Origin of the sequence: Amycolatopsis ponsaeliensis (assembly GCF_030182635.1) — a bacterium.
Lineage (GTDB): Bacteria > Actinomycetota > Actinomycetes > Mycobacteriales > Pseudonocardiaceae > Amycolatopsis > Amycolatopsis ponsaeliensis.
Window position 1 is genome coordinate 56337 of record NZ_JAPZLD010000001.1, and the last position, 14061, is coordinate 70397.

The 14061-nt window shown below is 72.5% G+C and carries 9 protein-coding genes; 4 read left to right on the forward strand and 5 right to left on the reverse strand.

Annotated features, from left to right (window positions below):
* Positions 1–88: 88 nt before the first annotated feature.
* Entirely contained in the window at positions 89–799 is a 711-nt protein-coding gene (locus QQ657_RS00235; RefSeq protein WP_284739930.1) for a serine protease, read from the forward strand.
* Here QQ657_RS00235 and QQ657_RS00240 read toward each other — a convergent pair.
* The 3 genes from QQ657_RS00240 to QQ657_RS00250 all read right to left on the reverse strand — a co-directional run bounded on the left by QQ657_RS00240 (position 783) and on the right by QQ657_RS00250 (position 5285).
* Positions 783–2396 (reverse strand): nSTAND1 domain-containing NTPase, encoded by a 1614-nt coding sequence (locus QQ657_RS00240; RefSeq protein WP_284739931.1) that lies wholly within the window; start codon positions 2394–2396, stop codon positions 783–785. The two genes, QQ657_RS00235 and QQ657_RS00240, sit on opposite strands and share 17 nt — an antisense overlap.
* 261 nt (positions 2397–2657) lie before the next feature.
* Positions 2658–3833 (reverse strand): PucR family transcriptional regulator, encoded by a 1176-nt coding sequence (locus tag QQ657_RS00245; RefSeq protein WP_284739932.1) that lies wholly within the window; start codon positions 3831–3833, stop codon positions 2658–2660.
* Positions 3834–4079: 246 nt separating this feature from the next.
* Entirely contained in the window at positions 4080–5285 is a 1206-nt protein-coding gene (locus QQ657_RS00250; RefSeq protein ID WP_284739933.1) for a PucR-like N-terminal domain-containing protein, read from the reverse strand.
* A gap of 206 nt (positions 5286–5491) precedes the next feature.
* Between QQ657_RS00250 and QQ657_RS00255 the strand changes: the two genes are divergently transcribed.
* Both QQ657_RS00255 and QQ657_RS00260 read left to right on the forward strand, forming a co-directional pair.
* The gene (locus QQ657_RS00255) at positions 5492–6445 is read left to right on the forward strand and encodes an ATP-binding cassette domain-containing protein (RefSeq protein ID WP_284739934.1); all 954 of its coding nucleotides are present in this window, start codon (positions 5492–5494) and stop codon (positions 6443–6445) included.
* Positions 6442–7206: an ABC transporter permease gene (locus QQ657_RS00260; RefSeq protein ID WP_284739935.1), complete on the forward strand. Its 765-nt coding sequence runs from the start codon at positions 6442–6444 to the stop codon at positions 7204–7206. The genes QQ657_RS00255 and QQ657_RS00260 overlap by 4 nt, the downstream gene beginning before the upstream one ends.
* Here QQ657_RS00260 and QQ657_RS00265 read toward each other — a convergent pair.
* On the reverse strand, positions 7164–10256 hold the full coding sequence (locus tag QQ657_RS00265; RefSeq protein WP_284739936.1) for an ATP-binding protein: 3093 nt from the start codon (positions 10254–10256) through the stop codon (positions 7164–7166). The two genes, QQ657_RS00260 and QQ657_RS00265, sit on opposite strands and share 43 nt — an antisense overlap.
* A 158-nt stretch (positions 10257–10414) precedes the next feature.
* On the opposite strand from QQ657_RS00265, the gene QQ657_RS00270 reads away from it, so the two are divergent.
* Positions 10415–11968, forward strand: coding sequence for a Na+/H+ antiporter (locus QQ657_RS00270; protein ID WP_284739937.1), 1554 nt, complete (start codon positions 10415–10417; stop codon positions 11966–11968).
* A gap of 30 nt (positions 11969–11998) precedes the next feature.
* On the opposite strand, the gene QQ657_RS00275 is transcribed toward QQ657_RS00270, so the two are convergent.
* Positions 11999–14002, reverse strand: a complete 2004-nt coding sequence (locus QQ657_RS00275) for an APC family permease (RefSeq protein WP_284739938.1) — start codon at positions 14000–14002, stop codon at positions 11999–12001.
* Positions 14003–14061: the final 59 nt, after the last annotated feature.

Consider the following 14061-nt stretch of genomic DNA (forward strand, 5'->3'; position numbering starts at 1 on the left):
TCCTGTCCGCCAGACGTACGAGGGAGCGTCGGTGCGTTACCGCGCTGGAAATCCGATCGTTGCCGGGGTAGTGGCGGCAGCTCTGATCATGGCGATTCCGGGCGCGCCCGCGACGATCGCCGGGGGACCGGAAGCCGCCGTCGAGAACTGGCCCTACGTCGTGCGGGTGCTGACCGAACCGGGCGCCGCGCACTGTGCCGGCGTGCTGGTCACCCGGTACTCCGTGGTGACCGCCGCCCGGTGCGTCGAGGGTCGCGAACCGGGCGCGCTGACGATCCTCGCCGGGCGGCGGGGGCCCGACGGCAAAGCCGGCATCACGGTGCTCGTCGCCGGCACCTGGACACAGCCGGAACACCCGCCGGACAAAGGGAAAACGCACGACATCGCGGTCCTGACCCTGGCCCGGCCCGTGCCGGTGCCGAGCGGCCGGCTGCCGAAGCTCGCCGGTCCCGGATTCCGGTACGCACCGGGGACGAAGGCGACCATCCTCGGCTGGGGCCGCCTGCCCTACACCGGAGAGTGGCCGGACACGCTCCGGAAAGCCGACGTGGTCGTGGGTTCCGGTGCTTCGTGCGCGCAGCCGGGCGAAGATTCCTTCGCGGACGGCATGGTGTGCGCGAGCCGTCCGGATGGTGGCGAGGACACCTGCCGGGACGGCTCGGGCGGTCCGGTGCTGGTCGGTGACACCGTGATCGGCATCGTCGCGGCCGGACCCGGCTGCGCGCGGCCGGACCGGCCGGGACGGTACACCGAAGTGGCGAGCATCCTGGCGGAGCTCCCGCTCACCGGTAGCTCGTGAACCAGCGGGCGCGGCGCCTCGACACAGCCAGGAAATCCCGGCCGAGCGTGCTCGGTCCCGGCAGGGACGGCAGGTGCGTGCTCGCCTCGACCGCGTCGAGCCGGCTGCCGCGGTAGAGCAAGGCACGGTCACGCCGCCGGCCGGCCCACTCGGCGGCGTCCGCTTCCAGGCGTTGCCGGTTCAGCAGGTGCTCGCGGTCGGTGTCGAGCCAAGTGCGCAGCCTCGGCCAGCCGGTCAGCACCGCGTCGTGGGCGATCTCGGCCGCCTCGGCGTCGGCGGTCACCAGCCGCGCCGCGATCAAGGCACGCAACGCCGTCCGGGCGGCCGCCCCTTGCTCCGAAAGGGCGGCGTGGGCGACCCGGGCTCGCGTGTCGTCCCCGGTTTCGCCGACCCGGACCAAGGACAGCAGCACCTTCCGCATCCCCGTGCGCTCCGCGGCATCGGAGGCCGCCCAGGTCCGCTCCGCGAGTGCCGCGATGAGGCCGTGGACGCCGCCGCCGGCGTCGTACCCGGCCAGGGTGAGCAGCGTGTCGTCGCGGTTCTCCCAGGTCGCGCGCAACGCGAGGGACAGGAAGGGCAGCGCTCCGGCGACCGGGCCGCGCTTCGCACCCGGGCCCGCGCCGAGGTCTCGCAAGACCACTTCGGTCAGTCCGGGTTCGCGATCGAGGCCCGCGGACGTCGCTGGTCCGGTGATCGCTTCACGGAGTTCCGCCTCGTTCATCGGCTCCAGTTCCAGCGGACGCTCCCGCAAGTGCGCGGCCAGACCGGGGTGGCGCAGTGCGGCCGCGGTGAAGTCGGCTCTCAGTCCGATGAGGACGGTGGCGGGGAGGGCCGTGAGCCGGTCGAGGAGCCGGTCGCGCTCACGCTCGTCGGGACACCAGGTGAAGAGCTCTTCGAACTGGTCGACGACGACCAGCCGGCGGCTGTGTCCCGCTGCCCGCGCGAGCTCGCCGGCCAGCCGGGGAACCAGTGTCACGGGGCGGTTCCCCGGGGTGGCCGTCACGACCCACCATCGCGCCGGTGCGGGTGAGCGCTCCTGGAGCGACGGCAGGACGCCGGCGGCGATCAGCGAGGACTTCCCGCTCCCCGAGGCGCCGGTGACCGCGACGACCCCGGTGCCGGCCCGCTGCAACCGGGCCACCAGGTCCGCGGTGGCTCGACGCCGTCCGTGGAACCGGGCCGAATCGGCTTGGGTGTAGGCGGCGAGCCCCGGGTAGGGACACCGGTCGGCGGCCACCGGCCGGGGTTCCGGTCCGGCGGGACTCGTCAGCGCGGCTTCCCACCACGAGCGCCACCGCTCCGGTGAGTACAGGCCGTCGGCCGGGGCCGGGATCGTGGTGAGCCGGGCCTGCTTGATCAGCACGTCGAGCACGGCGGCGAAGACCCCGAAGCGCGCCGGCACGTTGCGCCCGCGCCGCCAGTCGCTGATCCGCTGGATCGAGACGCGGACGAGCTGCCCCCGTTCGTCGGCGCGGCGGCTTCGGCGCACCGCGGTCACGACATCCGCCATCCGCGGGCTTCCGGCGGCGGTGTACAGCAAGGCGAACCGGGCGGAAAAGGCCGTGCGCGGGGAAGGCTCGTCGCTGGGGTCGATCACGGGATGCGGCTTCTTCTCCGGGGTGACAGGTGGGACACCTTTACCGGATGCGGGGCCCGTATTCCGAATGGTTGCGGAATACGGGCCCCGGTACCGGCGGCCGTGTCGGGGTTCGGCGTTTTCGGCACGGCTTGACCGTACCTCCAGTGTAATAACGGCAGCGCGGAAACGATGGGCCCGCCGGCTGGAAGTTCGCCAATTCCTCGCGCGGTTGTTTGGGGCTGGTCATGAACATTCCGGCGGCCGGTGTCACATTCGTGGTCAGTCCCGGGTGACGCTTTCCGCGCGGTGAGCCGCGAGCGCCGCCGTGATCCGGTGCAGGGCCGTCGGCTGTGACAGGTCGACGCCGGTGATCTCCGAGATCCGCCGCAACCGGTAGTCCACCGTGTTGGGGTGGATGTGCAGCCGGGTCGCGGTCCGCCGGCGGTTGTTCTCCTGGCCGACGTAGACGGTCAGGGTTTCGATCAGGTCGGGGTACTCGGTGAGGGTGCTCACGAGGGAAGCGAGCTGCGCGCGAGCCTCGCCGGGCCGGGTCATCTGGTATTCGACCAAGACGTCTTCGAGCCGGTAGAGCCCGGGCGGGCGGTCGAACCAGCGCAGGACTTCGAGTACCTCCGCGGTCCGGGTGACCGCGTCGGCCACTTCGGCGGGCCGGACGATCGCGGCCGCGGCCGTGATGCTGATCCCGGCGACCCGTTCGGCGTCCCGCAGTCCCGCGCGCCACCGCTGCCAGTCGACCGGGATCCGGGCCGGGACGAGCACGATCCCGCCCGCCGCGCCGAGCGAGCTCAGCACCGGGTCGCCACCGGCCGGGGCGAACGCGGCGAGCACCCGCCGGGTCAGCGTCCGCGAGTCGTCCGGCAGCGCGGCCGGTTCGGCGGTCGAGCCGAACGCGAGGTGGAGCATGACGTACTGCGGTACGAGAGCGAAGCCCCGCACCTGCAGCACGGGCGTGGCGGCGCCGTGGGTGAGGATCGTCAGCAGGGTCCGGTGTTCTTCCTGTTCCCGGCGCTCCCGGTCACGGAGTTCGGCGACGTAGTGCCGGGTCAGCGCCTCGACTGTGGCCCGGGTGTGCGCCAACAGCCGTTTCCCCAGCGAGTGGATCGCGGGCGCTTCGCCGGACAACGCGTGGTACACGACCTCGGCGCCGCGGAGGTGGGCACCCACCAGCTCGTCGAGCGAGACGTCTTCGTCGACGGCGCGGGCGGTGGCCTCGGCGATGGCGTGTTCGTCCGGTTCGGCTTCCGAGACGAGCGATCGCAGCCGGCTCCGCACCGCCGCGACGATTTCGGGGGATGCCGGTTCGCCACCGGGCCTGCCGAAGTCCTGCAACGTGCGGCGCGTATGAGCGAGCGTCTCGGCCGAAAGGGTGTCGCTGTCGAGGTGTTCGCCTCGGGGATGGGGGAACTGCTCGGAACCGGGGACGCGGCGGGACACGGCTCTCCTCGTCGTGAAATGCGGAATACGTCCGGAGTCACCGGCGACGGCGACTCCGGCCGGCCGCCGGCAACGGCTATTCCACCCCCGGAACCGTGACCGGACCACCGACGCGAGGTGGTCCGGTCACGAACGGCCAGGTGAGGTTCCCGTGACGGCGTTCCGGACCGGTTCCGGACCGGAACGGCCGGCGCTCACCACCCTCGGGACGGCCGGGTTTCGCTGTGTTCGCATGACAATTCCGGTTCAGGGAAGTGTCCGATCCGGAGCATCCGCCGCCGCGGTGTCGCCGCTGCCGGTCAGCAGGCCCAGCTCGAGTTCGAGACGTCCTGCCGAGCCGGCCATCTGCATCCCGTAGAGCTGCTGGAGCTGCCGCACGCGGTACCGGACGGTCTGCGGGTGGATCGCCAGCCGCGCCGCCATTTCGGGGACGTCCCCGCGGAGGTCCAGCCAGGCGCGGAGGGTCTCGAGCTGCCGGTGCCGGCGGCTTTCGGTGAAGGTCCGCATCGGCCGGAGCAGCCGGTCCCGCAGGTGGGCACCGAGTGCCCGGTCGGCGCGGACGAGCACCTCGGGAAGGTGGTCTTCGACCATGACCAGTGGTTCATCGCGCATCTCGAGTGCGTGGTAGGTCCAGCGCAGCGCGGAACCGAGCCGGCCGAGCGGGACCGTCGGACCGACCGCCAGCTGGGCTCCGGGCAGAGCGGCGCGGATACTGTCGAGCCGCTCGTCGTCCGCTTCACCGGGGACGATGAGGCGGGGCCGGACGATGTCGAGTTCCGCGAGGACATCGGCGGAAGGCGCCGGCGTGGCGAAGGAGACTTCACCCGTGATCGCGACGGGGGTGGCCACCTCGGGAACGAGCCACGCCGCGCGCGCGGCGAACACGGCGATGATCGCCGGTGCCGCCGCCGGTTCGTCGAGCAGCACGTGGAGCAGCCGCCGTCGACGGCTTTCCGGGGACTCACCGGCTTCGCGGTAGCCGCCGACCGCCGTGGTCACCAGTTCGTCGGCCACGTCGAGCGTCAGGTCGGCCAGGTGCGCGAACACGGCAGCCGGGAACTCCGCCTGGCGGCCGGCCCGCATGACCCAGCGCCAGGCGAAGCGGGTGCCGACCCGGTAAGCGGCCTGCAGGGAGTCGAGCCCGTGCCCGGTCTCCCGTTCGTGACGGCCGATCCGCAGGTGCACGTCGCAGGCCCGGTGGCCGGACGCGGCCGGATCGGTGATGCGATCGAGGAAGAGCCCGACGGCCGCCTCGGCCGCGTGCCGGATCGCTGTCCCCTTCGGTTCGTCGGCCGGCCCCGAATAGGCGGGAACGTGGGCGCGGATGGCGTCGGCCAGCCGCCGTGCCAGTTCGGGCGCTCCCGGCCGGAGGCGTTCGGCGACGGCCGGCGGGAGCGGCGGCGTTCCGGGGCTCGCTCTGCCGGGGTCCGGGCCGGAATGGTGTGGGTGCACCGGGCAATCGTCGTCTCGGGGTGGTGCGCGCGGCGACTGGACAGTTTCCAGAATGCGGGCCTGTGGCTGTCACGGTCCACAAACACGTGGCGGCAGCCACCTGCCCTGTCGGACCGGCGGAAACCGCGGTGAAACCGTCGTGAATCCCGCGGCCCGCATCCTCTTCGTGTCGTGGCCGACCGGGCCACGCCGATGGAAGGGGGCGCATGGACAGCGCTGCATCCGCGATCGCGGTGACCGGGCTGCGCAAGGCGTTCGGTGACCAGGTCGTGCTCGACGGCATCGACCTCGACGTGCCGGCCGGGACGACGTTCGCGCTGCTGGGGCCGAACGGGGCCGGGAAGACCACCGCGGTCCGGATCCTCTCCACCCTGATCCGCGCGGACGGCGGCCGGGCCCGGATCGCCGGGCACGACCTCACCGCCGAACCGGACGCGGTCCGGGCCGCGATCGGGGTCACCGGACAGTTCTCGGCGGTGGACGATCTGCTGACCGGCGAGGAGAACCTGGTCCTGATGGCGGACCTGCACCACCTCGGCCGCGCGGAAGGACGACGACGGGTCACCGACCTGCTCGGCCGCTTCGACCTCACCGACGCGTCCGCGAAGCTCGCTTCGACGTACTCCGGAGGCATGCGCCGGCGCCTCGACCTGGCGATGACGCTGGTGGGCCACCCGCGGGTGATCTTCCTCGACGAGCCGACGACCGGGCTCGACCCGCGCAGCCGCCGCACGATGTGGCAGATCATCCGGGAACTGGTGGCCGGCGGCGTCACGATCTTCCTCACCACGCAGTACCTGGAGGAGGCCGACGAGCTGGCCGACCGGATCGCGGTCCTCGACCACGGCGAGATCGTGGCGGCCGGGACCGCGAAGGAGCTCAAGCGCAGCGTCCCCGGCGGCCACGTGCGCCTGCAGTTCCGCGACGCCGCCGACCTCGACGCGGCCGCGCGAGCCTTCGGCGAAGGGCGCCGCGACGACGAAACCGTCGCCCTCCAGGTGCCCGGCGACGGCGGTGTCCGCGCGCTGCGGGCCGTGCTGGACCGCCTGGAAGACGCCGGGATCGACCCCGAAGAGCTGTCCGTGCACACCCCCGACCTCGACGACGTCTTCTTCGCCCTCACCGGCCACTCGACCACCGCGAAGGAGACCGCCCGATGAGCGACGCGACGACCATGGTGCGGCGCAACTTCCGCCACACGCTCCGCAACCCGGGGGCGATGATCATGACGATCGCGCTCCCGGTCGTGCTCCTGCTGTTGTTCGTCGGCGTTTTCGGCGGCGCGCTGACCACCGGGCTCGGGACGGCGACGCAGGGGCGCGGCTACATCGACTACCTCGTCGCCGGGATCCTGCTGATGACCGTCGGCTACGGCGCCACCACGACGGCGATGGCGGTCAACCGGGACATGACCGCGGGCATCATCGCCCGGTTCCGCACGATGGCGATCTCCCGCGCGTCGGTGCTGACCGGGCACGTCGTCGGCTCGACCGTCCGCACCCTGGTCAGTGCCGTCCTCGTGGTCGTGGTCGCGCTCCTGCTGGGTTTCCGGCCGGGCGGGGATCCGCTGCGGTGGCTGGGTGCCTTCGGCATCGTCGCCCTGCTCACGCTCGCCCTCACCTGGCTCGGCGTCGCGGTCGGGCTGGCCGCCAAGACCGCCGAGGGCACCGCGCCGTTCACCTTCGCCGTCCAGCTGCTGCCGTTCCTCAGCAGCGCGTTCGTGTCCCCGGACGCGATGTCGGGCGTGGTCCGCTGGTTCGCGGCGCACGAGCCGTTCACCCCGATCATCGACGCCCTGCGCGGCCTGCTGCTGGGCACCCCGGTGGCCGGCTACGGCCTCCTCGCCGTCGGCTGGTGCGTGGGTCTCGCGCTGGCCGGCTACTTCTGGGCGCGGGCGCTGTTCAAGCGGGACCCGAGCTGATCCCGGGCTCCCAGCTCGGCCGATGCCGCGGCGCGAAGGCCGTCGTGGTCCAGGTCGGCGTACGTCGAGACGGCCTCGGCGTACGCCGCCGGGTCGGCTTGCTCCGCGACGTCTCGCAGCCGCGTGATCGACATCGCCGGCTGGAACGACCGCTGCAGCCCGAACCGTTCCGCCAGCGCGATCAGGCGGGCCCCCGACGCGGTGTCCCCACGGTCGAGGTCCGAAACGGCCAAGGCCACCAGTAGTGACCCGCAGGCCGGGAATTCCACGACCGGCGCCGAATCGACCATTGTGGACAGTGGTCCCGGCAGGGTCTCGACGATGTGCGCGACGAGGTCCGACCGGCCATGGCGGGCGTGGGTGACCACGGCGACGGCCTGCACCTCCCACTTCCAGAGCCCGGTGCCGGACGTCGTCCGGAGGTGCTCGGCGGCCTGCCGCCACAAGCGCAGGCCACCGTCGATGTCACCGCGGCTGAGCAGGATCTCGGCGCGGGAGCAGACGTCGAACATCGGCAGGGCGATCGTCTCGTCGTCTTCGGCCCCCGGCTGCAGGCCCCGTTCGGCTTCGTCGAACGCGCCGCGCTGCAGGTTGGCCAGCACCTTGGCCCAGCGGGCCCGGGTGGACGTGGACCGCGCGCCGAGCTCTTCGAGCAGCGAGAGGGCGACGTCGATGTGCCGGAGGGCTTCGTCGCCGGGATCGACCTGCAGGCACAGCTCGCCGACGCGGGCGTGCGCGAGCGCCACCGGCAGCGGCGTGCCGTCGTGCTCGAGCCGCGCGAGCATCCGGCGGGCCGCCCGCAGCGCGCCGTCGAGATCGTTGGCGCTTTCCCTGACGTAGCTGGCGATGTAGCAGGCCATGCCCGCGAGGATCGGCCGGTCGCTGTCGCAGAGTCGTTGCAGCGCCGCGTCATCCGGGGCGCACAACGCCGCCTGGATGGCCCGGACGGGGTCGTCCGGCGACGCGGCGGGCAGCCGGCGCAGGGTGACCAGGGTGCGGCGGGCCGACGCGGTGCGCATGAGCAGGCTGATCAGCGCACCCAGCACGGCCGCGGTGCGGGTGGCTTCGAGGAGGCCGGGCGCCGGGCGGTAGTGCGACAGCAGCCAGGCGGTTTCCTCGGCCAGTGCGGTGAGCCGCGTGAAGTTCGACTCGGTGACCCACAGGCTGCCCAGGACCGCCGCGATCGCGGCGACGGCCGCCCCGTCTTCGCGGTCGAGCCCGTGGTGCAGGGCAAGCGCCAGGTTGTCCTCTTCGACCCGGATCCGGCCGACCGCCTGGACGAGGTCGGGACCGACCACCGAATCGTGGTGCGACATCCCGAAATCCCGGGCCCAGGAAAGAAAGGCCCCGATCACCCGGTCGGTTTCGCCGTCGATCTCGTCGCGGCGTGCTCCGCTGAACTCGCGCACGGTCTCCAGCATCCGGAACCGGGTGCCCGCGGTGGCGTCGGCCGGTTTGAGCAGCGACTGGTCGACCAGCTGCTCGAGAACGCCGTCGTCACCGAGCAGCCGGCGGGCGGCGTCGGCGGTGAAGCCATCAGGGAACACCGAGAGCGTGCGCATGGCGGCCTGGCCGCTGTCGTCGAGCAGGTGCCAGCTCCAGTCGATGACGGCGTGCAGCGTCCGGTGCCGGTCGGGTGCGTCCCGGGTGGCACCGCGCAGCACGGTGAACCGATCCGCCAGCCGGCCGGCGATCTCGGCGACGGACAGGACGCGGATCCGGGCCGCGGCGAGTTCGACCGCGAGCGGCAGCCCGTCCAGCCGCTCGCAGAGGTTCCGGACGGCTTCGGCCGGGAGGTCGGCGCCAGGCCGGGCCGCCCGGGCGCGCTGGGTGAACAGCTCGGCGGCCGTCGGCAGGTCCAGCTCGGGAAGCGCGTAAACGGCTTCGGAGGAGACGCCGAGCGGGGCCCGGCTGGTGGTCAGCACCCGCAGGTCGCCGCTCAGTGACACCAGGCCGTGCGCCAGGTCCGCCGCGCCCCGGACGACGTGCTCGCAGTTGTCCAGCACCAGCAGCACGGGGTCCGTGCCGATGGCTTCGACGACGTCGGCGAGCGCCGTGGTGCCGCTCACGCCGAACTCGGCCGCGACCGCCGCCGCGACGTCGCTGTCCGCGGTGAGGGCGGCCAGTTCGATGAAGTGCACGACCCGCTGGTCGGCCTGACGGCTGACGGCGTGCGCGAGCCGGGTCTTGCCCAGGCCGCCGGGGCCGGCGATCGACACGACCCGCGAGGTGCGCAGCAGCGCGGTCACCGCGGCGATGTCCCGCTCCCGGCCGAGCAACGGGTTCGGTTCGTGGTGGACGCCGTGCCGCTGCGCGGGGGCGTCGCCGAGCAGCAGTTCGCGGTGCAGCGCCCGGAGCGCGGGGCCGGGGTCGCTGCCCAGGTCGTCGCGCAGGGCCCGCCGGTAGTCCTCGTAGCGGTTCAGTGCCGCGGCCGGGCTGGTGGTCGAGGCCTCGCAGCGCAGCAGTTCCAGCAGGACTTCTTCGTCCGCCGGCCGGTCCTGCCGGGCTTCGCCGAGGGGGACGGCGGCCTCGGCGTACCGGCCGAGCCGGGCCAGGGCGAGTGCCCGGGAGCGGGTCAGGCTCCGGTAGGTCGTGGCGCGGGCGGCCCGCAGGGCGGACAGCGGGTCGTCGAGGGCGGTGTCCGCCGGGCCGTCGTACGCGGGGCCGTTGTAAAGCATGAGCCCGGCGTCGGCGTGTTCGAGCGCGCCCGCGTGGTCGCCGGCGCGGGCGGCTTGCTCGCTCGCCGCCGCGTGGAGCAGGACGGCGGACGTGTCGACCTGCTCTTCGGCCAGCGCGAGGCGGTAGCCGGTGGGGGTGTTCACGATGACGTCCGGGCCGAGCCGCGCCCGGGTCCGCGACACCAGGATCTGCACCGCCTTGGCCGGGTGCTCGGGCCGTTCGCCCGGCCACAGCCCGGCAATCAGCCGTTCCGCACCGCACCCCGTGCGCAGGCTGCCCGCGAGCAGGGCCAGCAGCGACCCCGGCCGGGCGCCGGTGAGCTCCCGGCCGCGGAAGGAGACCCGGGTCAGCAGGGTCAGCTCGACGGTCACGGACCTCAGGTTATCGGGACCCGGTGCCAGGCTCGGGGCTTGCGGCCATGGCGCCCGGGAGCGGTTCGCCCCCGACGGGCGGGCGCGTCGCGTAGGCTGAGCGCGGCGCGCCGGGAAGTCTGGTCGGCATCCGGATTCGGGATGTGGAGGACCGGCTGATGCGCGGGGTCGAAACCGTACTGTTCCTGGTGATCGTCGCGACCGTCGTCGCCACCTTCGCGAACCGGCTGCGGGTGCCCGCGCCGTCTCTCCTGGTCGTTGCCGGGGTCGCCGTCGGGTTGCTGCCCGGCGTCGCCGCGGTGCAGGTGACGCCCGAAGTGATCAGCCTGGTCGTGCTGCCGCCGCTGTTGTTCGCCGCGGGGGAGGAGCTGCCCTGGCGGGACCTGCGTGCCGTCGGGCGGCCGGTCGCCGTGCTCTCGGTCGGGCTGGTGCTGCTCTCGGCCGCCGCGGTGATCGGGACAGCCGTCCTCGTGACGCCGCTGCCGGTCGGGATGGCCTTCGTGCTCGGCGCGATCCTGGCCAGCACGGACCCGGTCGCGGTGACGGCGCTGGCACGGAGGCTGGCGCTGCCGCCGCGGGTGCAGGCGCTGATCCAGGCGGAGAGCCTGTTCAACGACGCGACCAGCTTGCTGCTGTTCCGGGTGGCACTGTTCCTGGCCATCGCCGGCGGGGCGGCGTCGTGGGGCCGGACCTTGGGGGAGTTCGCGGTGCTGGCCGGCGGCGGTCTCGCGGTCGGCGTCCTGACGGCGCTCGGGGCGTTCCTGATCCGGCGGCGCACCGAAGATCCGATCCTGGAGACGGTGATCTCGCTGGTCACGCCGTACGCCGGCTACGTCGTCGCGGAGTCGGTCGGCGGGTCGGGCGTGACGGCGGTCGTCGTGGCGAGCGTGATCCTGGGGACCCAGGCCGAACGGCTGACGACCGCGCGGATCCGGCTGCAGGTCGGTGCGGTGTACCAGACCGTGGTGTTCCTGCTGGAAAGCGTCGTGTTCGGACTGATCGGCCTGCAGCTGCCCGCCCTGGTGCGGCGGCTCGCCGGGAGCGGGGCGTGGTGGCTGCTGCAAGCCCTGGCCATCGCGGCGACGCTGGTCTTGGCCCGGCTGGTGCTCGTGTTCGTGCTTTCGGCGATCCGGCAGCGCCGCGGCGGCGAGCGGATCTCCTGGCAAGTGCCCGCGGTCGTCTCCTGGGCGGGCGCGCGCGGGGTGGTGCCGCTGGCCGCGGCGCTGTCGCTGCCGGTGCTCACCCTGGACGGCTCCGCCCTGCCGGCGCGCGATCTGGTGCTGCTGCTGACGACCGCGGTGATCGTGCTGACGCTGGTGGTGCAGGGGTTCACGCTCGCGCCGCTGGTGCGACGCGCCGGGATCGCGCTGGACCCGGCCGACCTGCGCACCGAGTACAGCGCCGCCCGCCGGAAGCTCACCGAGGCCGGGCTGAGCCACCTGCAGCACCTGTCCGAAACGGAATCGGCGCCGGAGTTCGTCGTCGACCAGCTGCGGACGGGCTGGCAGGCCCGGCTCGAGCGCATCGAGGACGACGCCGCCGAAGCCACCCCGGACCTGGAGAGAAGGATCGACTACCGGTCACTGCGGCGAGAGCTGATCGACGTCGAGACCGCCGAGCTGACCCGGCTCTTCGAAGCCGGCGAGATCACCGACGGTACTCGCCGCCGCATCCAGCGCCTGCTGGACCTGGAGCACGCCGGCCTCGAGTGAACGGGCCGGCTCGCGCGTCTCGACTCGCCTTCATGAACGTCGTTGCGGCGTGATGCCGCGGCGGGTGTCGCCCGGGAGCGGGCGGACGCGCTGGAGGTCGCGGCGGCTGGTCGAGTGCAGCTGCCAAGGGACGCTGGTGACCATCACGCCGGGTTCGAACAGCAGCCGGCCCTTCAGCCGCAGCGAGCTCTGGTTGTGCAGGATGTTCTCCCACCAGCGCCCGACGACGTATTCGGGGATGTAGACGCACACGACGTCGCGGGGGCTGGCGCGCCGCAGGTTCTTGACGTAGGCCACCACGGGCCGGGTGATCTCGCGGTAGGGGGACTCGAGCACCTTGAGCGGGATCTTCATGTCCCGCAGCTCCCACTGCCGCTGCAACGACCGCGTGTCGGCGTCGTCGACGTTCACCGTGATCGCGGCCAGGGTGTCGGGCCGGGTGGCGCGGGCGAACGCGATCGCCCGCTGGCTGGGCTTGTGCAAAGTGGACACCAGCACGACGGCGTGGACGCGGCTGGGCAGCAGCTCGCTCTCGTCGTCGGCCTGGAGCTCTTCGCGGACGTGGCTGTAGTGGCGGTGGATCGCGCGCATCATCACCCACAGCACCGGGATCGCGATGACGACCAGGTAGGCGCCGTGGGTGAACTTCGTGATCATGACGACGACCAGGACGATCGCGGTGAGCACCGCGCCGAGGGCGTTGATCAGCCGGGAACGCTGGATCGACCGGCGCTGCCGGGCGTCGGTCGCGGTGGCCAGCTCGCGGTTCCAGTGCCGGACCATGCCCGCCTGGCAGAGCGTGAACGAGGTGAACACGCCGAGGATGTAGAGCTGGATCAGCCGGGTCGTCGAGCCGTCGAAGGCGAAGATCAGGATCCCGGCGACCAGCGCGAGGGCGATGATGCCGTTGGAGAACGCGAGCCGGTCGCCGCGGGTGTGCAGCTGGCGGGGCAGGAAGCGGTCCTGGGCGAGGATCGAGGCCAGCAGCGGGAACCCGTTGAACGCGGTGTTGGCCGCCAGGATCAGGATCAGCGCGGTGGTGGCCTGCAGGAAGTAGAACATGACGGAGTGGTCGCCGCCGAAGACGGCCGCGGCGATCTGGCTGATCACGGTCCGCTGCGGGTCGCTGTCGCAGTTGCCGCGGAAACCGGTGAGGTCGCAGGTGTTCTCGGCGATCTTGACCCGGGAGATCATCGCGAGCGCGGTGATGCCGCCGAACATGACGACGGCGATGGCGCCCATCGCGGTCATCGTGCGGGCGGCGTTGGCGCTCTTGGGTTTGCGGAAGGCGGGGACGCCGTTGGAGATGGCCTCGACACCGGTGAGGGCGGTGCAGCCGGAGGAGAAGGACCGCAACAGCAGGAAGACCAGCGCCAGTCCGGTCAGCCCGGCCTGCTCGGGCCGGACGTCGTAGCCCGCGCTCTCGGCGACCGGGGCGTGCCCGGCGACCAGCTGCCCGAACCCGAGCACGATCATCAGCATGACCCCGCCGATGAACAGGTAGGTCGGGATCGCGAACGTGCGGCCGGACTCGCGGATGCCGCGCAGGTTCATCGCCGTCAGCAGCACGATGAAGCCGATGTCGAGGCCGATGCGGTAGTCGTTGAGCTGGGGGACGGCGGAGATGATGTTGTCCACACCGGAGGCGACCGACACCGCGACGGTCATGATGTAGTCGACCATCAGCGCCCCGGCCACGACGAGCCCGGCGGAGCTGCCCAGGTTCTTCGACGCCACTTCGTACGAGCCGCCGCCGCTGGGGTAGGCGCGCACGACCTGCCGGTAGGACACGACCACGACGGTCAGCAGCACCGCGACGGCCAGGCCGATCCACGGCGCCAGCGTGAGGTAGGCCAGGCCGCCGATGCTGAGGATGAGCAGGATCTCCTGGGTCGCGTAGGCGACCGACGACAGCGGGTCGCTGGCGAAGATGGGCAGGGCGAGCCACTTGGGCAGCAGAGTCTCGCCGAGGGTGTCGCTGCGGAACGGCCGGCCGAGTACCAGCCGTTTGAGCGATGAGGTGGGTGCCGGCACGTACGGAAGCGTCTCCCGGGCACCCGCGGTGCGGGATATGGAAAACATCAAGATCCGCG

What these genes read in the sequence shown, in the direction of transcription:
- QQ657_RS00235 (WP_284739930.1), top strand. Translation starts at nt 89, where the DNA reads ATGGCGATTCCGGGCGCGCCCGCGACGATCGCCGGGGGACCGGAAGCC.
- QQ657_RS00255 (WP_284739934.1), top strand. Translation starts at nt 5,492, where the DNA reads ATGGACAGCGCTGCATCCGCGATCGCGGTGACCGGGCTGCGCAAGGCG.
- QQ657_RS00260 (WP_284739935.1), top strand. Translation starts at nt 6,442, where the DNA reads ATGAGCGACGCGACGACCATGGTGCGGCGCAACTTCCGCCACACGCTC.
- QQ657_RS00270 (WP_284739937.1), top strand. Translation starts at nt 10,415, where the DNA reads ATGCGCGGGGTCGAAACCGTACTGTTCCTGGTGATCGTCGCGACCGTC.